Source organism: Thiolinea disciformis DSM 14473, assembly GCF_000371925.1.
Lineage (GTDB): Bacteria > Pseudomonadota > Gammaproteobacteria > Thiotrichales > Thiotrichaceae > Thiolinea > Thiolinea disciformis.
This window is the reverse complement of the sequence record NZ_AQVE01000005.1, coordinates 102,753-123,706: the sequence shown is the minus strand read 5'-3', so window position 1 is coordinate 123,706 and position 20,954 is coordinate 102,753. Positions and strand designations below refer to the sequence as shown.

Genomic DNA, 20,954 nt, shown 5'->3' with positions numbered 1-20,954 from the left:
GCCGTAGTCTTAAACTACGGCTTAGTAGGTGGCTTTTATTTGCCTAGTTGTTGTTCTAACAAATCTAATACTTTCATCGCAGCTAACGCTTGTTGCACACTGGCATTCGGTTCACGCTTTTCGCGTATGGCGGCAATAAATTCACGATCTTGTAGCTCAATTCCATTCATAGATACATCGACTTGGCTAACATCAATGGGCTTTTCATAACCATCCACCAGATCATCGTAACGCGCAATATAAGTACCATTGTCACAGATATAACGGAAGAAAGAGCCTAGAGGGCCGTTGTTATTGAAGGATAGCGATAAAGTACAAATTGCGCCCGATTGAGTTTTAAGACCAATACTCATATCCATCGCAATGCCAAGTTCTGGATGCTGAGGGCCTTGCATGGCTTGAACTTGCACAATCGGTTCACCTGCTTGATAAGCAAATAAATCGACGGTGTGACAAGCATGATGCCAGAGTAAGTGGTCTGTCCATGAGCGAGGCTGCCCTAAAGCATTAAGATTTTGGCGGCGGAAGAAATAGGTTTGCACATCCATTTGCTGAATCTTGAGCTCACCCGCAACAATCTTTTTGTGTACCCATTGATGGCTTGGATTAAAGCGCCGTGTGTGCCCAGCCATTGCCACCAAACCTGTTTCTTGTTGTTTTGCCACGATTGCTTCAGCATCAGCTAAGGTGTCTGCCATCGGGATTTCAATCATCACATGCTTGCCTGCATTCATGACTTGCAAAGCTTGTTTAGCATGAATTGGAGTCGGTGAGGTAATAATCGCTGCTTCAATCTCAGGCTGAGCGAGGGCTTCGTCTAAATTCAGCGTCCAAAATGGGATCCCGTATTTCTCAGCAGTCGCTTGAGTACTTTCGGCGACACCGCCTACAATAGCGGCTACCTCCACATTAGGAATATTTTTTAAAGCATCCAAGTGCTTATGGCCAAATGCACCTTCACCAATCATTAATAGCTTCATAGCAACTCCTAGACTTACATCCTCTCTGATGCGCTGATTGTACTAATCGTGTAGTTAGAAGCTAGGGGCAGTCCTAGGAATGCGGGAAATGGGTAGTTTTTTGTGAGAAAAGTACAAGATGAAAGGTAAATTTACTTTATTAGTGGCTCTAGTCTTCTTCTTCGGGCTAATACTTTGGGCTGCAGGTAGCTACCTTTCAAAGCCGGTAAACCAACTAGTAAAAATGCCTGTAGAGTTTGAGAAAATAGTTTTCAATAGTACGCATGGTTCTTTTTTAAAATCAGAAAGCAACAGTATTTGTGCACTTCTTCTGCATGGTGTCAGGTCTAATCGAGCGAGCATGATAGGTAGAGCCTCTTTCCTGAAGGATATGGGAATATCATCTCTACTTATAGATTTACAGGCTCACGGGGAAACCCTAGGCTCAGAAATTACCTTTGGAATTCGTGAGTCTGTTGATGCTGCAAACGGGGTTAGTTTCCTAAAGGAAGTTAAAGAGTGTGGCAAAATAGTAGCAATAGGCCAGTCATTAGGTGGCGCGTCGGCCTTACTTGGAAATGGTCCCATTCATGTTGATGCATTAATTTTGGAGTCAGTCTATCCAACCATAGAGGAAGCGGTTCAAAACAGGCTCGAAATGCGTCTGGGCAAGATGGGAAAAATCATCGCTCCTTTTTTATACTTACAAATACCATTAAGAATCGATGTGTCACTTTCAGAACTAAAACCCATCGAAGCTATAAAAAAAGTAAACGTTCCTGTATTTATTATAAGTGGTTCAAATGACGAACATACCAAGGCTGAAGAAACTGAACGTCTGTTCCACGCTGCCAATGAAAGCAAGCAACTCTGGTTGGTTAAGGGTGCGGCTCATGAGGATCTACTCTCGTACAGACCCGAAGAGTATAAAGCAAAAATATCAAGCTTTATTAAGCAATCCTTGTAGCGTCTAATAAGAGCGTCACTTGCAAGCTGATGTCTGCTGGGATGTCGCTACACGGTGCCCATGTTTTCAACTCCCCCTTAGCACCTGTTAAACTAAAAATTAAGATCCAAGGAGAATTACATGAAGAAATGTTTAGTAGTGGTATCGCATCCATTAAAAGAGAGCTTGTGCCACTATTTAACGGGCAAAACGATTGAGCATCTTGAGTCTAAGGGTTATCAAATCACTCTGCTTGACTTATATGACAAGCAATTTTCCCCTGTGCTTACCACTCAAGAACGACAAAGCTACTATGCCTCTACTTTTGATAGTTCTTTACTTGAGCAAGAAATCCACCAATTGAAGGAGGCTGAGTCACTGGTGTTAGTGTTTCCCACCTGGTGGTTTGGTTTCCCTGCGATTTTAAAAGGTTGGTTTGATAGGGTATGGGCTCCAGGACATGCGTATAATCATGCATCGGATTTAGGTGCTATTACCCCGTGTTTAGACAATCTGAAGGATGTTAAGGTTATTACGACTTTAGGTTCAGCATGGTGGGTAGATAAACTTATTCTTTGGCAGCCAGTCAAGCGAATACTAAAAATTGCTTTATTAGGCGCTTGCACCAAAGATTGTCGATTTAAGATGCTCTCATTTTATAAAAGTGAAAATGCGTCACCTGCAAGAGTTGAGGCTTTTGTGCGTAAAATAAAAGAGCAGTTTTAGCAATGGTAGATGTTGGCGCCAAGCTATGAGCCAAACTTCGACTTTATATTCACTTTATGTAGAAAGACACAGTAACTATTCGTATGGCTTGCTTAAATTTAAGTCATAGTCAAAGCGTAAAAATGCCCTGTAGGTTTATAGAGTTGCTTGAGCACGTTTTTGAAGCACACTACTTTTTGTTTTTATTTATCTACCGTTTATCTTCTCCTATACTGTCATGACCCACTCATCGCAAGGGTTAATAATGATTACTCTCCCCCAAACACTCCGTGTTTTTATTAGCTACAGTCATGATTCTGAAGCCCATTGTGCTTTTGTATTGCAGCTTGCCCAGCAGATGCGGGCTGATGGTTTAGACTGTCAGTTAGATCAGTGTATTAATGGCTCGCCTCCAGAAGGTTGGCAGCGTTGGATGGAAAATGAAATTGAGCAGGCAGATTTTGTGTTGGTGGTGTGCACGCCGACTTATTTACAGCGTTATCGTGGCCAAACAGAGGACAGTAGGCATAGGGCCATTGAGGGGTTGGTGATTTCACGGAGCTTGTATGAGGCTTTTTATTGTAATACCAAGTTTATTCCTGTCTTGTCTGATGCTGGGGATTTTGATGATGTGCCTTTGCCTTTGAAGGCGTTTTCGGTCTATCGGCTGATGGAGGAATATGAGGATTTGTTTCGGCTGTTGACAAGGCAGCCGAAACCTATTGGTATACCATCAGTATTTCCGAAGAGTGTACATTGTAAGCGCATAGTGGAAGGTCCAAGATATGCGGAGGAGCGTGCACGTTCAACATCAATTGACACAAACTTATTTTCAATAAATTTATTTGAAAAATTCAAAAATATTTCATTATGGTTTTACAAGAGATCAAAGAGTTTAGATGTTACCATGTTCGCCCCTCAAGATATCAAACCAAAAAAAGCTTTTGCTATAAGTGTTTGTCTACACAAGGAAAGTGATTTAAAAGAAGTTCTTTATAAAATGCAGTATTTATTTTCCTTAAAAAGAATTGGCTATAGCACTGGTAATCCCATTGAGCCTAATACTGAGCTTAGCATAAAATTAAAATTACCTGACTTCAATATTCATGATGATGATATAAAAAATATTATTTGGCGTGATAAACCTATTAATTTAGAATTTCTAGTAAGTTCTAAAATAGAGAATACAGTGGATCCTTTTGCTGGTACTTTAACTGTAACTAGCTATGGGATTTTAATTGCGGATGTAAAATTTCTTATTAATTTTTCGAATCTCGATAATAAGTCATTCAGGTATCGTAAAAACTCTATATCCATAAAAGGTAATTTCTCCCCTAGAAGCGCGTTTGCATCTTACTCATCAGAGGATAGAGCTGAAGTTTTTAAGCGAATACAAGGTATAAAATCTATTGTTCCAGATATAGATATATACATCGATGTATTGAAACTAAGAGCGGGTGAGCAATGGGAGGAACAGTTATTATTACATATAGCCGAGAAAGATATATTTTATTTGTTTTGGTCTGAGTTAGCGATGAAATCAAAATATGTTGAAAAAGAATGGCGACTCGCGCTAGAAAAACGTGGTATCAGTTATATTAGCCCTATCCCTCTAGAAAATCCCAGCAAGGCTCCACCACCTAAAGAGTTGGCTTCTCTACATTTCAGTGATACTTTTTTAGCTTATATTGACTATTATCAGGAGCACATGAATTAGCTAATAAAAATAATGAGGAACTATGGACATTTAGAAAATTGTACAAAATAATTTTTCTTCGAAACTGAACTAGCTAAGGTCTGCGCCTCCAATCAAGTGCTTAGTCATGCAAAAACGATCTTGGTAGGACATTGAAAGGTATTGTCCTAACCAAAATCACATATCATAAGTTAAGCTTTTTTATTCTCCACCACCAAATGCCCCACAGCTGTATTCGAGGCAGGTACATGGTAAAAACGATGTTTTAGTTCAATCTCGTCATTTAGTGCGCCGCGCATAATCAGCCACATGACCAGCTCAATTCCTTCAGAACCCGCCTCACGCACGTAGTTGATATGTGGCACTTTCGCTAGGTTTTCGGCATCGTCAATTAAACGGTCGAGGAAGTCATTATCGAAGGCTTGGTTAATCAAACCTGCGCGTGGACCTTGCAGTTGATGGCTCATGCCGCCCGTGCCCCAGACTTGTACATTGAGGTCTTCGGGGAAGCTTTCAATCGCTTTGCGTAAAGCTTTGCCTAAGTCGTAACAACGTTGCCCTGAGGGTGGTGGATAGAGCACGACATTCACCGCAAAGGGAATAATCAAACAAGGCCATGCTTCGACTTGACCAAACACTAAGGACAGGGGCACGGTCAAGCCATGATCCACATCCATTTTATGCACAACGGTGAGGTCAAAGTTATCTTGAATAAGGCTTTGGGTGATGTGTGCCGCCAGTGCAGGATGGCCTTTGACGATAGGCACTGGGCGCGCGCCCCAACCTTCATCCGCTGGTTTAAATTCGGGTGCACAGCCAATAGCAAAGGTGGGAATAAAGTTCATATCAAAGGCATTAGCGTGATCGTTATACACTAAAAAAATCACATCTGGCTTTTGCTCTTTAATCCACTGTCTGACGTATTCATAACCCTTAAACAGCGGTTGCCAATAAGGTTGTTCGGTCTTACCTAAATCCATGGCTGCACCAATGGCAGGAACATGGGAAGTGGCGACGCCTGCGGTGATTCTAGCCATTGTTTTGCTCCTTATAGAGGTTGCCTTCAGGTCTACGTCCACCATTCAGCATCATTTGTGCATAGGCTTCTTGTGTCATACCCGTCATAGAAGCGGCGGCATGTTGGAAGCTTAAGCCATCGGTAGAAAAGATTTTGGCAAGAAAATACACATTACCTCCGAGCTGCATCATCTGATTGTAATCACGCGCTAATACCGCTTGCTTTTGCTCCTCACTCATCGCCCACTCATCTAAATAAGCACGCTCATTCGCCTTAAATTTTTCGCGGTTAGCGGCTTGCATGAGTGAGTTAGCAAATTGATTGAGGTGATAACCAAGTTGTGCCATTTCAGGGTCGAAAATAATAGTCCCTGGAATGTCATGATAGGGCTTTGTTGTCATAGCAAACCGACCTCTTGTAAGCGTGCATCTAAACGTGGGAACACACGGCGGGTGTTTAATTCAAAGACTCTACGTTTGTCTTCTGCACTTAAACGACTACCATCAATATAGCGCTTAGTATCATCAAAATAATGGCCTGTTTGCGGATCAATGCCACGTACTGCACCAATCATTTCAGAGGCAAACAGAATATTGTCTATGGGGACAACATCGAGCAGTAGATCAATGCCTTCTTGATGATAAACACAGGTGTCGAAGTAGATATGGTCTTTAATAATCTCATTCAAGTTCGGCAGTTTCAGCATATCCGCTAGACCACGGAAACGTCCCCAGTGATAAGGAACCGCGCCACCGCCATGTGGAATAATCAATTTGAGATTGGGGAAGTCTTTAAACAGGGTTTTCGCCATCATGTAATGCTGGAAGGCCGTGGTGTCAGCACCTAAGTAATGCGAACCTGTGGTATCAAAACAGTGATGGCAAGAGGCACTCACATGAATCATGGCAGGCACATCCAGCTCACACATTTTTTCGTAAATCGGATACCAATACCGATCATCTAAACGGGGTGCAGTCCAATGCCCACCTGACGGATCTGGGCTTAGATTGCAACCAACAAAGCCTAGCTCTGTCACACAACGTTCTAATTCTTTAGCACTCGCTTGCATATCCGCTTTGGGCGATTGTGGGAGTTGTGCAGCACCCATAAAGTTTTGTGGATAAAGTTGGGTAATGCGATAAATCAAATCATTACAATGCTCAGTCCAGTACTTACTGGTGGATTGATTGCCAATGTGATGCCCCATCCAACTGGCACGCGGCGAGAAGATGGCGACATCTGTACCGCGCTCGCGCTGTAATTTGAGTTGTGCACCTTCGAGGCTATCGCGAATCTGGTCGTCACTGATATTGATCACACCTTTAACATGTTCAAATAGTGGATCGGTTTTTACATCTTTTTTTTGCTGTTCACGATACTCACCAAGTTCATCGGGCGCGGTGGTGTAATGTCCGTGGCAGTCGATCACTAAGGTTTTACTCATGCTAGATCCTCCAAGCGCTGAAGCTGAGATGCCAAACAGTTAGGCTATGGTGCATAAGCTTTGTTCTCCTCCTAAAAGACAATGCAAACATTCTAGGTATTTTTCAAAGCTATACCCATGCCTAAAAGATCGATGCTCTTGTACTTTTTAAGTATTTACCATTAGCCAAGCGTTGACTGCAGCGCTCACAATCTAAGGTGCTAGGCCTGCCTGCAATACGCTAAGCATTTTTTGATAATGTTGCTCAATACTTTCCTCATCCCAAGTGGGTGCTTGCATCATCAAATGCTGTTTGATGCTGTCAATACTATTTGTTTGATAATATTCTTTTTTGGCGGTTGGCATAAAGTTGCTGAGTCGTGAATTCTTTTCATGACTAATCAAGCATAGATTGCCGAATGAGTTTAAATCAGCACTCGCTAAAATCTTGGAGCCAGCTAATGGATGTTGTGGGTAATAGTGCTCGACTGAGCTGCGAAATGTGAAGTGATAATTTCTAATTTTTGCGTCGCTTGTGTTACTTGATTCACACCACAATAAATAATCTAAATAGTTAAATATTAAATTATTTTCAATATTGCCAAATGATAAGCTATATCTTAACTGCTCATCAGGGATTTGGTTGAATGTACCTTGTGGTTTGCATTGATTGGTATAAATGATGGTAAAGTAATTGCTTTTATTAATTGCTAGAAAACGATCAAGTATAAAGCTTTTCGCGGTAGATTCTAAATGTTGCAAGTAGTGGTCTGCGTTAATAGTTTCAGCATTAAGCAAGTAATATAGAGCAGCATTCAGCCAATTTTTATAAGCAAGAGTAGGGGTGGAGGCGTGAAATGCAGCTAACAGCATTAAAGTTCGTTGATTTTTTGTCTCATCATCGAAAGAATTTACATAACTAAGCGTATTATTGCCTTTTTTTAAACGCTTTAAGCTCCATTGTTCTTGGCTAGCTAAAAACTCTCGTTTTAGGATGAATTGGTCAAATAAAAATTTACTTTTTAATAGATTGAAAATAAAAGTTTTTACTTGCTCAATCGCATTAGATCTATTCATTAAGTGCTCTTTGAAAGCATTTAGTAAGTTTTTATCATCGAGTGCAATATCTTGCTTTAGCTGAACGCGTAGTACTTGTAGTAAGAAATTGGGAAAATTAATAATTGAGTTAAACCGTTCAGCTGAATTATCATCTGGGTGATTTAAGTCAGATCTTAAGCTGTTTTTACCTGCAATAATCTCATTGAGAGTTACACTCGTTTTTGACGGTGCTTCTTTAAAGGCTTTAGCTAGCTCGGTAAAGTTTTTTACTTGTAGTTGGCTCCAATTATTATAGCCAAATATATTATCCCTCTGTTCTACCGAAAAGCCATATTGCACATACTTTTCCATATTAGCACAAGCTTCCCATACCTGATGTAAGCATTGTTGGCTTTGTTGTCGTTCTGTTAGATCGGTTATTTTGTTGAGGATTTCTAGCAAGTTCGATTTGAGTACTTCATGTTTTTCTAGCTGCTCGCCGCGATTATTCATTATTTCAAAATAATGATTCAGATCAGTATCATGCGGTACTTGCATACGCATAATCTGTACTTTATTTAGAAGATAGTCAGAAAAGACTTCCAAGCTTAGCGCTTCACACTCTTTGAGCTTTTGTGGTAAAAGCCTTCTAATTAATTCATAGCCATTCCATAGTGCTGGGTTAAAGTTTTCTGCTTGCTCAGCTTGGGTGCGAAGCTTGTCAAGCTGCTGATTAAAAATGGCATTAAAGGTCTGAGTTGAGTTACCACGACTTTCAAAATGAAAGTTACCTGCCTGATACCAGCTTAAATCGAGTTTTGTTTCGTTTTTGAGGTAACAGGCCAGTAGTGAAAGGGTAGTGAATCGTTGTTGTCCATCAATAGTTTCATAGACCTTCCTTTGATTTTGCTCAGGGCGCAGATAAACAATCAGGCTACCTATATAGTAGTCATTTCCACTCTTTGCGTAATCCATGATATCTAGGATAAGTTGAGTAATTTCAGCTTCTCCCCATGCATAATTACGCTGATACATCGGAATCACGTAACTATCCGAATGGCCCAGTAATTCTCTGACTGAAAGCTGTGTTATTGCAGCATTATTATCCACAGTAGTGCATATCCTTAAATAAGTTTTGAATTAAATCCACCTTGTTTGATTTAATCTCATTTACTGAAATAATAGGTAATGAGTGATTTAAAAAAGTCTCTGGATTAATGGAATGATTGATTATTTTAAATAAATTATTTTCTAAGACATAATTATCTATGGTTGGAATAGAGACTGCATACATTGTTAGACGTAAGCTGTAAGCCCAGATAAAAATCTTTTCAATAGCCTCTGAGATTTTATGCTGACCAAAGCGATCAATATAATATAGCAATAAACAATCAAATAAAGCACGTACATACCTATCGCCGGTACGATAGGAGCCCTCATAATCGTTAATGTCTTTTAAAATTCTTTTAGCTATTTCACTTAGTTGATTCGTTGAATCACTGAGGTATTCTAAATTTTTAACTTGCTGTTGGTAATGTGCAATCATTTCAAAGAAGCGTCGACCATTAATAATGGTTTGATCTAACTGGAAGGGAAATTCCTTGATTTTTTTATCAATTTTACCTTCCTGCTGATGGTTATAGTAATCTATAAAATAGTGAACTATATTTAATGATTCAGTGTAATTGTAGGAGCTTAGTTGATTAACACTAATTCCCTTGAAAACACTTACATCTCTTTTATCAAAGTAACGTGCTGAATTGCCTTTCACCCAATAACGGATGCGATACAAGAACTGTGCAAATAAATCAGCTAGTTCTTCCGTTTGGCAGTTCTCCCAATGAGCAACTGTTGCGGATTTTAATACCTCATCGGCCTCAACAAATTCGCGTAAATGATAAGCTTTGAGCAGATCATGTGGCGCTAAATCGCGTCCACGTGCATTCTGTGTATCAAAAAATTGGAAGGCTTCAGCAATGTCTTGCAGTGTAAAACTGACAAATGTACATTTATTTAATAAGAAATCGATTAGATCTCTATCAAATGTGTTTCGAGAGGCTAAACGACTAATTTCTAGGTAATTCTGATATAGGTTATTTTTTGAAATATCATTTTCAAATTGAGGATTGATCATGGTTGCTTCTAAGGCTTTTAGCTGATCAATAACCTCATCATTGAATATATGTTTATGGACTTGGATTAATGCATGAGCAATCAATAACAGGGTCAGTGTACGCTGCTGCCCATCAACAATATTTTTTCTAACTGAAGTGATTCCCTGCTCAACCCATGTTTGCTCGTGCAGAACTAAAGTTCCTAAGCGATAAGAGGATTTGTTTTGATGGCGTTTAATATCATTAATCAGTTGGTTTACATGTTGACTTTTCCATTTATAAGGGCGCTGGTAAATAGGGAGACTCAAACTAGAATCACTAAGCAGCTCGTGCACACTGATAATTTTCTTAGTTATTTGTTGTGATTTGGTATGGTTATTTAAGACCACGCTCATGGTATTTGCCCTAATAATTTATTTTTAGAATTTAGGCTTTAAGGCTATGTTTAGAACACTAGCAGGTGCTTAGTTAATTAGCAAAATAGCGGGATAAACAGCTTAGTAGGTTCGCATCAACTGCTAGGCGAATAACCTAGCAGCATTTCGGGAAACTAGGATAAATCTTCTAAGCGCTCGACATATTTAAAGCCTGCTGCCTCTAAACCGGGGCGCATATTGTACATATCTAATCCTAAAATACCGGATGCGAGTTTAGCGCGTTTTTCACCTTCAAAGGCTTCACGTTTTTGCGCAGCAACCAATGTTTTAGTGGCATTTAAACGCGGTACAACACAGACTCCATCATCATCTGCTATGATCACATCGCCTGGCATAATATGCTGACCTGCACAGATAATTGGCACATTGACTGAGCCTAAAGTGTTTTTCACTGTGCCTTTAATCGAAATAGCCTTTGACCACACGGGAAAGTTCATTTCAGTCAGATCACGCACATCCCGCACCCCTGCATCAATAATCAAACCGCGTACCCCGCGTGCTTGGGCAGAGGTAGCCAGTAAGTCACCAAAATAGCCATCGGTACAAGGAGTGGTGGTGGCTACTACAAGAATATCCCCTGCTTGGCATAGCTCAATGGCGACATGAATCATCCAATTATCCCCGGGTTGGGCGAGGATCGTGACAGCACTACCCGCAATTCGTACACCCGCATAAATGGGGCGCATATAGGGGTTTAAATTTCCAATCCGCCCTTGGGCTTCATGCACTGTCGCAGCGCCGAGTTTGGCAAGCCCATCAATCGTGCTTGGATCAGCGCGTTCAATATGCTTCACTGCAACACCTTGGATAGTGTGAGTAATCATGTCTCCTCCTAGAAAAACTGCTGGTATAGCGAATAGTGTAGGTACTTTTTTATTGGAAGGGCATGGATAAACGACAGGTGTTTTTGTACTTTTTGAGTGTAAGACTGTTGAGAGCGCTATTGCCACCTACAGGAGTAGCAATAGCTCAGCGGAGGCTTAATTCAATTTCTTTAACGCTTCTTGAATACTGGTCACTTGCATTCCGTATTGATCAGGTTTTGCCTTTGCTAAGGTTTGCGCTACAGTCAAGGCTTCTTCAAGGGCGCTACGAGCTTTGTCAGCTTGCTTCCAGTCAATATAAGCATCGGCCAAACCTTCTAAGGTCCTAATGACTTGACCTTGATACAGGTCGCGCAAATAAGGGTCGGGGTGGGTAGCAGCTAACTGGCGGTTGATGCTTAGGGCTTCATTCATGAGTTTTTCCGCTTCACCGTGCCGCGTGTCTTTTTTACTTAAAAAACTCCCCAACCCAGCAAGTGTCATCGCGACATTGGGAAGATGCTCATTAGGTTTGGCTGAGGCTAGCTTACGGTTTAAGGCGATTGCCTCGGTGTACAGCTTTTCTATGGTCTCCTGTTGGGTACTGGCGTTGTCGCTTTGCTGCAGCATGATGGCTTGAATGTTTAAGGTGTTAGCAAAGGCAGGGGCATAGATCGCTTGATTAGCGGCTAGTGGGCGCAGTGTCTCAATCGTCTCGGCATAATGTTTAATAATATCGTCACGATGCGTCGTAGTACTATCAAAGGCCATCCACAAATTACTGAGGCTTAGCGCTAATTGTTCTAAAGCCTCGGGTGTACTCGCAAGGACTTGGCGGGTATTCGTTAATGCCTCGACTTGAAGTTGATAGCCTTCCTCACTTTGAGGGTCGTTAGCCTGCTTCATTGAACCCAGCTCGCTTAGCAGCATCGTCAGATAGCCCAGCGACTCGGGTTTAGTGGCAGCTTGCTTGCGTGCTTCGGCTACTAATTCACTGAGTAAGTTTTCAGCCAATTTATTTTGCTTATTGTGTTGTGCGAATTGTGCATATTGGTAGAGCACTTCAGAATTACGTCCTGATTTCAGTGCTTGTTCAAAATAACTCCCCGCTTTACTGATTCTTTCATCGCCTAATGCATAATTAATTTCTGTTAATCGCGCTAATAAAACTAATTCAACTGCTAAATCATCTAATTGCGCCTGAACTTCTGGTTTTTTAGCTAATTGCTCTAATAAATTATTTTGCTCTTGTGTGATAGCATTAATATCCAAAGCGGCACGCGCTTTTTCATCTTCTTTGGACTTAAAATGGTTGGCTGCTTGTTTGAGGCGTTCCGTGTTGAGTGGCATACTTTGCAGCAATGCTTGTACTTCAAAGCGCATCATCGCCTCGTTGGCCTGCTTTTCATCTAACGCATTAAGATTAGGAATCATCATGCTAGGTGTGAGCGTTTCCCCCCGAACGGGATGAATTGGTAGTGCTGTTAATATAAAAGTATTTAAGCCAAGGATTAGAAGAAGACTACGCTTTAATAAATAAATTCTTTTAATACTATTTTTCATCATTGTGATCCATCATTATTTTTAAATGAGCTTAGTATAGGAATGAAATTGTCACAACAGGAGTTTTTTAATAGAGTAGGGCTTTGGATAAAATATAGTCGAACTTAGACAGATATTTTGTGATTATATAAATATATTTTATATAAATGACAAATGCTATATGGGTTTGTGACATAAAAATTTCTAGCAGAAGCATTATCTCTATTAATATTGCAGACCCTGTTAAAAAGCCTTAACTTTGGCCTTTAGTGCTAGACCCTAGCGACACTGATCATCACTCTAAGTGCTAGTAAGCTTTTTAAGGATGCTTTAGAATCGTTAATTTCTTAGTTTTAAGCAAATATATAAGTGGAGTTTCAAAAAATGAAAAAACTATTTTTAGGTTTGCTAGCTGCGCTTATATTGTTAAGCAGCTTTCTAGCTCATAGTGAAGATAATAGAGTAGTCATGAATTCTATCGTAAGCTTTATTCCAGAGCGGTTAAAAAGTTATGCATATAGTCAAGTAAGTTTAGGGAAAATGGATTTTCCAAGTGGTGTGGTTGTAGCATGTGATCCTTTTTATGTAGGCAATGCTGACTTGGCGGCTCCTTTTAAACAAAAAATCAAAAGTGGTAAGTATGTGGCAGGAGTTATTAAAGCTAATATACCGACGGTAGGTGAGCGAAATATTCTAGCTTATCTTGTTTTGCAAAATAAGAAAGTGGTTAAGTGGGAACAAGCAGAGGTAGTAAAAGAAGATGTAATGTTTAAAAGTAAGTATGGTGTTGATTCAGGATTAGGGGCTTTTTTTGATAAGGACACTGCACAGCAATTTAATAATACTTTAAAAGATTATATGCAGAAAAAACCCAATGAAGATTACTATAATGATGTGATCCTAGGTGGTAAGGAGGCAGATACGGTAGCGTATAGTTCATTAGTTAAGGTCGCCCCTCATTCTGATTTACACTTTGCTTTGTTTTCCTCAGGGATAGGTGATGGTATTTATCCTTCCTATTGGGGGTTGGATGATCAAAATAACCCTGTGGCATTAGTGACCAGTTTCGAGAATGAGTATATGTATCGAGAGTAGCATAGGTAGGTTTAATTAAACACTACTCGAAAGTATACAAATTGCACTGATCTTTTAGGCTAAGCTACTGATCAAATAGGGAGTGGCTCAGCTTTTTCAGCTTATTAGTTCACTAGCTCACAAACCTGCTACAATACCCCACCTTTTCACACAGTCTTTAGTAGTAGCACCACCATGTCAGCAGCCATTACCCCGTTAAGCGCCAAACCGATTTTTGATTATCCTAAGTACTGGGCGGACTGCTATGGTACTGCCGAGTATTTGCCCATGTCGCGTAAGGAGATGGACAAGCTCGGTTGGGATTCCTGTGACATTATTATTGTCACGGGCGATGCCTATGTCGATCATCCTTCGTTTGGTATGGCGGTGATTGGGCGGGTGTTGGAGGCGCAGGGTTTTCGGGTCGGCATTATTGCGCAACCTGATTGGCAGTCCAAAGAGGCGTTCATGGCATTGGGCAAGCCCAACCTGTTTTTTGGGGTGGCGGCGGGCAATATGGACTCGATGATTAATCGTTATACCGCCGACCGCAAAATCCGTTCTGACGATGCCTACACCCCCAATAATGAAGGTGGTAAGCGTCCTGATCGTGCCTCGATTGTCTATTCACAGCGCTGCAAAGAAGCTTATCCTGATGTGCCGATTGTTTTGGGGGGAATTGAAGCTTCCCTGCGTCGTATTGCGCATTTTGACTACTGGCAGGAGCAAGTGCGCCGCTCGATTTTGCTTGATGCTTCGGCGGATTTGGTGCTGTATGGCAATGCCGAGCGGGCAATAATTGAGGTGGCGCATCGCATTGCCGCAGGTGAAAAAATCCAGAATATTACCGATGTACGTGGTACGGCATTTATTCGTCGTGGTTCGCCCGAAGGTTGGATGGAAATCGACTCTACCCGTGTCGATCAGCCAGGCAAAATTGACCGTATTATCAATCCCTATCTCAATACCACCGAAATGGACGAGTGCGAGATGGAGAAGCGTAATGCGCAATGGATCGACTACCAAGACCCGCGTTCTAAGCGTCCTGATGAGCATAAACTCACTTTCCATCCGCGTGCACGTTTAGACCGATCCAAAACCGTGATTCGCCTGCCGTCGTTTGAAAAAGTCAGTAAAGACAAGGTGTTATACGCCCATGCGAACCGCGTGCTGCATTTGGAAACCAATCCGCATAATGCGCGTGCATTGGTGCAAAAACACGGCACACAAGACGTGTGGATTAACCCGCCACCGATTCCGCTCACCACGTCCGAAATGGATTATGTGTTTGGTCTGCCTTATGCGCGTTTGCCGCATCCTGCTTATCAGGGCGCACGCATTCCTGCCTATGAAATGATTCGTTTCTCGGTGAATATTATGCGCGGCTGCTTTGGTGGCTGTACCTTTTGCTCGATTACTGAACACGAAGGACGCATTATTCAAAACCGTTCGCAGGAATCCATCATTCGTGAGGTGGAAGAAATCCGCGATAAAGTACCTGGCTTTACGGGCGTGATTTCCGATTTGGGTGGCCCTACCGCGAATATGTATCGCTTAGCGTGCAAAGACCCCAAAATCGAAGCCTCTTGCCGCAAGCCTGCCTGTGTGTATCCTGATGTGTGCCAAAATCTCAATACCGATCACGATGCCTTAAAACAGTTATACCGCGAAACGCGCAATCTCAAAGGCATTAAGAAAGTATTGATTGGCTCAGGTTTACGCTATGACTTGGCGGTAAAAGACCCTGAATACATTAAAGAATTAGTCACCCATCACGTCGGTGGTTATCTCAAAATCGCGCCCGAACACACCGAAGAAGCACCCTTATCCAAGATGATGAAACCAGGGATTGGTGCATATGATGAGTTCAAAAAACTGTTTGAAAAATTCAGCAAAGAAGCGGGCAAAGAACAGTATTTAATCCCGTACTTCATCGCCGCTCACCCTGGCACACGCGATGAGGACATGCTCAATTTGGCGCTATGGCTGAAGAAAAATGGTTTTCGTGCTGATCAGGTACAAGCGTTTTATCCCTCGCCGATGGCATCCGCCACCACCATGTATCACACCGACAAAAACCCATTGCGTCCTGTCACCTATAAAAGCGAAAAAGTACAAACCGCCAAATCACCCGAACAACGCCGTTTACACAAAGCCTTTTTACGTTGGCATGACCCGAAAAATTGGCCGTTATTACGCGAAGCCATCGCCAAAATGGGCAGACAAGAACTGATCGGCGATGGCGAAAACCAATTGATTCCACACTATAAAAAGGGTGAGGAAGAATTGGAATACGTCTCACACCGCCGCAAGAATAGTGATAAGGCGCATCAGAAGCGGGTGGAGCAGAAAGGTAAATTGAATCAGGCTCAAGTAGCGAAAAAGCCAAACGTTACTGCAAAGCCACCACAACCGAAAAAGGGGACAGTGTTGACGCAGCATACGGGGTTGCCGCCACGTGTACAGGGTAAATCAAAATCGAAGTCACGTTAATGCACTAATATTGTGTTACAGTTTTCAGGTCTTAACTATCAGTCGCCGTTAGTAGTGTATGGATATTACCATTAAAAATTTAGGTGTTATTAGTGAAGGCATAGATTTCATCGCAGGAAAAGCAACTTATATTTCCCAGTCTTTTATTTTTAGCGCTACCACTCGCCCAAACTAACTCACATTTCTGCGGCACGACAGTTAACGCTCCTTAAAAAGCAAGGGGTTTCAGCGAAAGCGGTTTAAAATGATACCCGCCACACCAAAAGCGGCAGGTTTGCCAAGAAAAATACGCTTATCGATCAATTTTACTGTAGAAAATGGACACGCGCTGATAAGCGTATTGCTGGGTGGGTGCGCTAAACGTTTTAGCCAAACATTTCGGCGGTGATGTTTTTATACCAACCGTGTGCATAAGCCGCTTCGGCGCGGCGTGTAGTGTCGTCAGCGTCTTTGGCCGAAACACCGCCGGAATCTTTCACGGCAATAATGCTGGTTTTGCCATCCTCGCCCGTACCGACTTTATAAACCCCTGCAACGGAAATGCCATATTCCCTGCCTACTAAACTGTAGCAAGTATTGATATGCGAGGTTTCCGGCAATTCGATGGAGCGCAAAGCAGCAACGACAGCGGCAGCAGCGGTTTTGGCTTGTGAGTTCGCGGAATAAGCGGACTTAGGCATAGCCCCTGCAATACAAGCATCCCCAATCACATAAATATCCTTGTGCTTGGTGGATTCAAAGGTTTTGAAATCAACCGGACACCAGCCTGAATCACCGGTCAATCCTAAGTCAAAAGCTAGTTTTCCTGCTTTTTGGGCAGGGATAATATTCAAAACATCTGCTTTTACAGTATCGCCAAAATCGGTAGTGACGGTACGGGTTTTCACATCGACTTTAGTAACATTGGCTTGATCTTCTAAGCCTTTCCATACGATCAAACTATTATCCGTTTTATAGCCATAGAGCTTTTCCCAGCCTTGCATAAACAAGTCTTGTTTGGCGAAGGAGGGTTTAGCATCTAGGATAATCAGCTTAGATTTTGGCTTCTTTTCCTTAAGGTATTGGGCAATGAGGCTGGCGCGCTCATAAGGCCCTGGCGGACAGCGGAAGGGGTTGGCCGGTGCAGTAATCACCACTACGCCCCCATCAGGCATGGCTTCGAGTTGGGCACGTAATAGTGTGGTTTGTTCACCGGCTTTCCAAGCATGAGGAATCTCTTTCGCAGCGTCCTCATTATAACCCTCAATCGCGTCCCACTTTAAATCAGTTCCGGGCGCGACGATCAATTTGTCATAATTGAATTCAGCTTTTGCTGTGGCAATTTTCTTAGCAGCAGGATCAACTGTAGTGACCTCATCAATCACGACATTGATACCTGCTTTTTTCAGACCCTCATAGCCAAAACTAATCTGCTCTAGGGTACGATCGCCAGCTAAGACTTCGTTGCTCATATAGCAAGTATGGTAAGTCGGGTTACGCTCAATCAAAGTAAGCTCGATACTGGGATCGTAGTGCTTTATATAGCGTGCTGCGGTGGCGCCACCACTACCGCCGCCAATAACGACAACCTTTGCCGCTGCGCCAAACGATATAAGGGGAAAGCCCATTAAACCTACTGCCCCTAAGCCAGCTCCCAGTTTGAGAAAATGTCTGCGTGAAAACTGTGTCATACAGGAACTCCTTTAGTTGGCCGGTTTAGTGTCAGCAGCTGGGGTAGCGAGATAGCCAGCGATGAGTTTTAAATCCTCATCTGAATAGCCTTTGGTGATGCGTGTCATTAAGGTAGACGGTCGCTCCCCCTTTTTTAAAGCCATTAATACCTCATAAAGTTGAGCTTCCGTTTGACCAGTGATGTTAGGAATAGGTAATCCAACACTATTCCCGTTAACCCCATGGCAGGCAAAGCAAGGTTGTGTGAGTAGTGAGGCGCGGGTGATTTTCACCTCCTCAGCCGCATAGGCAAACGCTTGGCAAGCTAGCAAAAGTGCTAGTGTGCTCGACACAACAGTAAGCTTCATTGAGTTATCCTCCACCTTGAAGACGCAGAAGAGCGTCGAGTCGCAATTAATAGTCGTGCTTGCATAAGACCTGATAAAAACGTTTGAGTGTTTTGAGTAAACGCTAATGTAGATAAAAGCGTTTGTGAATTGAAATAACAAAAACCGAAATGCTTATGCCGAATTATGATGATTTATTTGAGGCTATGCTGATTTTACAACCGTACTTTATGAAGCAGGTGTCTAAGTTTAGAGGCTAGGAACACGCTAAAGAATAGAGAGTTCTTTAGCGCAAGCTATGCCATCTAAAGTGCAAGAGGGCAGGTAAGAAGGCTACAAAAACCGACTCACCAAGACTTTATCCGTCTGCAAACTCGGCACTGGAATCTTCACAAAATGACCACTACCTGGTGCTACTTCAATCGGTTCGCCGTGCTTATTGCGCATAGCTTCCAAAGTGAATTCTTGATTTTGCCCATTGGGCACAATTAACTCTAAACGATCACCCACCGCAAAACGGTTTTTCACCTCCACATCCATCCAGCCATTTGCTGCATCATAGCCAGTCATTTCTGCAACAAATTGCTGCTGGTGAGATTGCGAAGCACCCTGCATATAGTTTTGATACTCATGCGTATGATGGCGCTCATAGAAGCCATCGGTATAACCACGATTTGCCAAGTTTTCTAAGATACCCAAGAGCTTAGGATCAAATGGACGACCTTCAGCCGCATCATCAATGGCTTGCCGATATGCCTGTGCTGTGCGGGCAGCATAATAATGTGATTTAGTACGCCCTTCGATTTTTAAGCTATCCACGCCAATTTCACACAAGCGCTGCACATGCTCAATCGCGCGTAAGTCCTTGGAGTTCATAATATACGTGCCGTGTTCATCTTCCATCACCGGCAATAATTCACCCGGGCGGCTGGCCTCTTCCAAGAAATACACACGGTCGGCTAAGGGATGACGCTGTTGATTGCCACAATCGGCAGTACTTGCAATTTGATTAAACGCATCCATGGATAAAATCGCTTCAGCAGGTACATAAGTACCATCAGGTGTTTCAGCAGCAGCCGTTGTTTTATAATCCCAACGACAGGAATTGGTGCAAGTGCCTTGATTGGGGTCGCGGTGATTAAAATAACCAGACAATAAACAGCGTCCTGAATAAGCAATACAGAGTGCGCCATGCACAAATACTTCTAATTCCATGTCAGGGCATTCTTGGCGAATTTCGGCAATTTCATCCAACGATAATTCACGGGATAAAATAATACGTTTTACCCCCATTTTTCCCCAAAACTTGACGCTGGCGTAATTCACCGTATTCATTTGCACGGATAAATGAATGGTTAAATCGGGCCACGTTTCGCGAGCCATCATTATTAAACCAGGGTCGGCCATAATAAAAGCATCTGGTTTCATTTGGACAACGGGTTCAAGGTCGCGAATGAATGTTTTAACTTTGCTATTGTGCGGCATGGTATTGGCAGCAACAAAAAACTGTTTGCCCATGGCGTGCGCTTCGTTAATGCCCTGTGCGAGTACGTCGTTTTGGAAATCATTATTGCGTACTCGAAGGCTGTAGCGTGGCTGTCCGGCGTAGACCGCATCAGCGCCATAAGCAAGCGCATAACGCATCATTTTTAGGCTACCCGCAGGCGCGAGTAATTCTGGCTTTTTCATGTTGAGTTCCTTAACCAGATTGCAGGTCTAGTTGTTGGGAGTTAGAGATGGGGGAGTATTCTAGCGGCTTTGTCTATAAATCACTAATACTAGGTCTAAACACTAAACTATCTTTGATATAATCACTAACCACCCTGTTCTCTAAGGTAACTCAGTATGTCGATGGTCAGTAGTAACCCAGAGGTTTTAGGCGGAGTCTTAGTCTTTAGTCAGACGCGGGTTCCCGTTAGAAACTTATTTGATTATTTATTAGCTGGTGATAGCGTGAAGGACTTTTTAGAAGACTTTCCCACGGTTTCCTTTGAGCAAGTACGTCATGTTTTACAAGGTGCGGAAGTAGCTTTTGAAAAAATGGCAGCTTAAGCATGAAAAATATTACTGGTTAGAAAAGGATATTTTCCAATGGGTGCAGTACCACAAACCAACTATGTTGCCCCTGAGGACTATTTGCGCCTAGAAAATGATCGTGCTGATGAGGGCATGCGCTGCGAATACAATAATGGGCTGGTTTATGCGATGGCGGGTGCTAGTCGGAACCATAATATTCTTAGCATGAAACTGGCAAACGTGTTGTTTAACCATTTAGCAGGTTCACGCTGCCAAGTCTTCCAATCCGATATGAAAGTGGCTATCGAAACCTTGGGTGATACGCGCGTCTATTACCCTGATGTACAAGTGAGCTGCGAAGAAGAAACCGACACTTATGCGAATAAAGCCCCCTGTTTAATCATTGAAGTGTTATCAGTCAGTACTGTGCAAAAAGATCGTGCGGAAAAGCTCAGTGGCTATCGACTGATTCCGGCTTTGCAAGAGTATTTATTGTGCTCACAAGATTCGCCTTATGTAGAAATCTATCGGCGGCGTAATGAGTGGAGCATGGAATATTTTACCACTGGGTAAAGCGCGCGCTTGGAGTCAGTGGGTTTGGATGTGAGTGTGGATGAGTTGTATCAGTTTCTAAAATGAGAAGAAAACTCTATTTTCTATAAAATAGAAATACTAATAATAACGAATTTACTC

At 42.3% G+C, this 20,954-nt stretch carries 18 protein-coding genes; 7 read left to right on the top strand and 11 right to left on the bottom strand.

Annotation, left to right across the window (positions count from 1 at the left end; translation table 11 throughout):
• Nucleotides 1-35: 35 nt before the first annotated feature.
• Nucleotides 36-980 (bottom strand): Gfo/Idh/MocA family oxidoreductase, encoded by a 945-nt coding sequence (locus tag A3IE_RS0105645; RefSeq protein ID WP_020394627.1) that lies wholly within the window; start codon nt 978-980, stop codon nt 36-38.
• Nucleotides 981-1,098: 118 nt separating this feature from the next.
• On the opposite strand from A3IE_RS0105645, the gene A3IE_RS0105640 reads away from it, so the two are divergent.
• The 3 genes from A3IE_RS0105640 to A3IE_RS0105630 all read left to right on the top strand — a co-directional run bounded on the left by A3IE_RS0105640 (nt 1,099) and on the right by A3IE_RS0105630 (nt 4,327).
• The gene (locus tag A3IE_RS0105640) at nt 1,099-1,926 is read left to right on the top strand and encodes an alpha/beta hydrolase (protein WP_020394626.1); all 828 of its coding nucleotides are present in this window, start codon (nt 1,099-1,101) and stop codon (nt 1,924-1,926) included.
• Nucleotides 1,927-2,046: 120 nt separating this feature from the next.
• Nucleotides 2,047-2,631: an NAD(P)H-dependent oxidoreductase gene (locus A3IE_RS0105635; protein WP_020394625.1), complete on the top strand. Its 585-nt coding sequence runs from the start codon at nt 2,047-2,049 to the stop codon at nt 2,629-2,631.
• Nucleotides 2,632-2,875: 244 nt separating this feature from the next.
• Nucleotides 2,876-4,327, top strand: a complete 1,452-nt coding sequence (locus A3IE_RS0105630) for a toll/interleukin-1 receptor domain-containing protein (protein WP_020394624.1) — start codon at nt 2,876-2,878, stop codon at nt 4,325-4,327.
• Nucleotides 4,328-4,497: 170 nt separating this feature from the next.
• Here A3IE_RS0105630 and A3IE_RS0105625 read toward each other — a convergent pair whose 3' ends face one another.
• From A3IE_RS0105625 to A3IE_RS0105595, 7 genes are all read right to left on the bottom strand, one after another.
• Nucleotides 4,498-5,343: a class III extradiol dioxygenase subunit beta gene (locus A3IE_RS0105625; RefSeq protein WP_020394623.1), complete on the bottom strand. Its 846-nt coding sequence runs from the start codon at nt 5,341-5,343 to the stop codon at nt 4,498-4,500.
• Complete coding sequence (gene ligA / locus A3IE_RS0105620; RefSeq protein WP_020394622.1) at nt 5,336-5,725, bottom strand: protocatechuate 4,5-dioxygenase subunit alpha; 390 nt, start codon at nt 5,723-5,725, stop codon at nt 5,336-5,338. The genes A3IE_RS0105625 and ligA overlap by 8 nt, the downstream gene beginning before the upstream one ends.
• Nucleotides 5,722-6,768, bottom strand: coding sequence for an amidohydrolase family protein (locus A3IE_RS0105615; protein ID WP_020394621.1), 1,047 nt, complete (start codon nt 6,766-6,768; stop codon nt 5,722-5,724). Before A3IE_RS0105615 ends, ligA begins: the two co-directional genes overlap by 4 nt.
• A 192-nt stretch (nt 6,769-6,960) precedes the next feature.
• Nucleotides 6,961-8,895, bottom strand: a complete 1,935-nt coding sequence (locus tag A3IE_RS0105610) for a DUF262 domain-containing protein (protein ID WP_020394620.1) — start codon at nt 8,893-8,895, stop codon at nt 6,961-6,963.
• Complete coding sequence (locus A3IE_RS0105605; protein WP_020394619.1) at nt 8,888-10,294, bottom strand: DUF262 domain-containing protein; 1,407 nt, start codon at nt 10,292-10,294, stop codon at nt 8,888-8,890. Before A3IE_RS0105605 ends, A3IE_RS0105610 begins: the two co-directional genes overlap by 8 nt.
• A gap of 155 nt (nt 10,295-10,449) precedes the next feature.
• Nucleotides 10,450-11,160 carry a 4-carboxy-4-hydroxy-2-oxoadipate aldolase/oxaloacetate decarboxylase gene (ligK, locus tag A3IE_RS0105600; RefSeq protein WP_020394618.1) on the bottom strand — a complete coding sequence of 237 codons (711 nt, stop codon included), beginning with the start codon at nt 11,158-11,160 and terminating at the stop codon, nt 10,450-10,452.
• A 156-nt stretch (nt 11,161-11,316) separates the two neighbouring features.
• Nucleotides 11,317-12,705, bottom strand: a complete 1,389-nt coding sequence (locus A3IE_RS0105595) for a tetratricopeptide repeat protein (RefSeq protein WP_157832840.1) — start codon at nt 12,703-12,705, stop codon at nt 11,317-11,319.
• Nucleotides 12,706-13,065: 360 nt separating this feature from the next.
• On the opposite strand from A3IE_RS0105595, the gene A3IE_RS0105590 reads away from it, so the two are divergent.
• Together A3IE_RS0105590 and A3IE_RS0105585 are read left to right on the top strand one after the other, a co-directional pair.
• Nucleotides 13,066-13,776, top strand: coding sequence for a DUF4241 domain-containing protein (locus A3IE_RS0105590; RefSeq protein ID WP_020394616.1), 711 nt, complete (start codon nt 13,066-13,068; stop codon nt 13,774-13,776).
• A gap of 174 nt (nt 13,777-13,950) precedes the next feature.
• Nucleotides 13,951-16,248: a YgiQ family radical SAM protein gene (locus tag A3IE_RS0105585; RefSeq protein ID WP_020394615.1), complete on the top strand. Its 2,298-nt coding sequence runs from the start codon at nt 13,951-13,953 to the stop codon at nt 16,246-16,248.
• Between the two features lie 365 nt (nt 16,249-16,613).
• On the opposite strand, the gene A3IE_RS0105580 is transcribed toward A3IE_RS0105585, so the two are convergent.
• The 3 genes from A3IE_RS0105580 to trhP form a co-directional block, all read right to left on the bottom strand.
• Nucleotides 16,614-17,918 carry an FCSD flavin-binding domain-containing protein gene (locus tag A3IE_RS0105580; RefSeq protein WP_020394614.1) on the bottom strand — a complete coding sequence of 435 codons (1,305 nt, stop codon included), beginning with the start codon at nt 17,916-17,918 and terminating at the stop codon, nt 16,614-16,616.
• 12 nt (nt 17,919-17,930) lie between these two features.
• Complete coding sequence (locus tag A3IE_RS20000; protein ID WP_020394613.1) at nt 17,931-18,266, bottom strand: c-type cytochrome; 336 nt, start codon at nt 18,264-18,266, stop codon at nt 17,931-17,933.
• Between the two features lie 312 nt (nt 18,267-18,578).
• A complete protein-coding gene (gene trhP / locus A3IE_RS0105570) occupies nt 18,579-19,934 on the bottom strand; it encodes a prephenate-dependent tRNA uridine(34) hydroxylase TrhP (protein ID WP_020394612.1) in 1,356 nt (451 codons plus the stop codon).
• Nucleotides 19,935-20,090: 156 nt separating this feature from the next.
• Here trhP and A3IE_RS0105565 point away from each other — a divergent pair, with 156 nt between their 5' ends.
• Together A3IE_RS0105565 and A3IE_RS21610 are read left to right on the top strand one after the other, a co-directional pair.
• Nucleotides 20,091-20,297 (top strand): DUF433 domain-containing protein, encoded by a 207-nt coding sequence (locus tag A3IE_RS0105565; protein ID WP_020394611.1) that lies wholly within the window; start codon nt 20,091-20,093, stop codon nt 20,295-20,297.
• A gap of 39 nt (nt 20,298-20,336) precedes the next feature.
• Nucleotides 20,337-20,834 (top strand): Uma2 family endonuclease, encoded by a 498-nt coding sequence (locus A3IE_RS21610; protein ID WP_020394610.1) that lies wholly within the window; start codon nt 20,337-20,339, stop codon nt 20,832-20,834.
• The last annotated feature ends 120 nt before the right edge of the window (nt 20,835-20,954 follow it).

What these genes read in the sequence shown, in the direction of transcription:
- A3IE_RS0105595 (WP_157832840.1), bottom strand. Translation starts at nt 12,705, where the DNA reads ATGATGAAAAATAGTATTAAAAGAATTTATTTATTAAAGCGTAGTCTT.
- A3IE_RS20000 (WP_020394613.1), bottom strand. Translation starts at nt 18,266, where the DNA reads ATGAAGCTTACTGTTGTGTCGAGCACACTAGCACTTTTGCTAGCTTGC.
- ligA (WP_020394622.1), bottom strand. Translation starts at nt 5,725, where the DNA reads ATGACAACAAAGCCCTATCATGACATTCCAGGGACTATTATTTTCGAC.
- A3IE_RS21610 (WP_020394610.1), top strand. Translation starts at nt 20,337, where the DNA reads ATGGGTGCAGTACCACAAACCAACTATGTTGCCCCTGAGGACTATTTG.
- A3IE_RS0105640 (WP_020394626.1), top strand. Translation starts at nt 1,099, where the DNA reads ATGAAAGGTAAATTTACTTTATTAGTGGCTCTAGTCTTCTTCTTCGGG.
- A3IE_RS0105615 (WP_020394621.1), bottom strand. Translation starts at nt 6,768, where the DNA reads ATGAGTAAAACCTTAGTGATCGACTGCCACGGACATTACACCACCGCG.
- A3IE_RS0105565 (WP_020394611.1), top strand. Translation starts at nt 20,091, where the DNA reads ATGTCGATGGTCAGTAGTAACCCAGAGGTTTTAGGCGGAGTCTTAGTC.
- trhP (WP_020394612.1), bottom strand. Translation starts at nt 19,934, where the DNA reads ATGAAAAAGCCAGAATTACTCGCGCCTGCGGGTAGCCTAAAAATGATG.
- A3IE_RS0105630 (WP_020394624.1), top strand. Translation starts at nt 2,876, where the DNA reads ATGATTACTCTCCCCCAAACACTCCGTGTTTTTATTAGCTACAGTCAT.
- A3IE_RS0105635 (WP_020394625.1), top strand. Translation starts at nt 2,047, where the DNA reads ATGAAGAAATGTTTAGTAGTGGTATCGCATCCATTAAAAGAGAGCTTG.
- A3IE_RS0105580 (WP_020394614.1), bottom strand. Translation starts at nt 17,918, where the DNA reads ATGACACAGTTTTCACGCAGACATTTTCTCAAACTGGGAGCTGGCTTA.
- A3IE_RS0105645 (WP_020394627.1), bottom strand. Translation starts at nt 980, where the DNA reads ATGAAGCTATTAATGATTGGTGAAGGTGCATTTGGCCATAAGCACTTG.
- ligK (WP_020394618.1), bottom strand. Translation starts at nt 11,160, where the DNA reads ATGATTACTCACACTATCCAAGGTGTTGCAGTGAAGCATATTGAACGC.
- A3IE_RS0105605 (WP_020394619.1), bottom strand. Translation starts at nt 10,294, where the DNA reads ATGAGCGTGGTCTTAAATAACCATACCAAATCACAACAAATAACTAAG.
- A3IE_RS0105590 (WP_020394616.1), top strand. Translation starts at nt 13,066, where the DNA reads ATGAAAAAACTATTTTTAGGTTTGCTAGCTGCGCTTATATTGTTAAGC.
- A3IE_RS0105625 (WP_020394623.1), bottom strand. Translation starts at nt 5,343, where the DNA reads ATGGCTAGAATCACCGCAGGCGTCGCCACTTCCCATGTTCCTGCCATT.
- A3IE_RS0105585 (WP_020394615.1), top strand. Translation starts at nt 13,951, where the DNA reads ATGTCAGCAGCCATTACCCCGTTAAGCGCCAAACCGATTTTTGATTAT.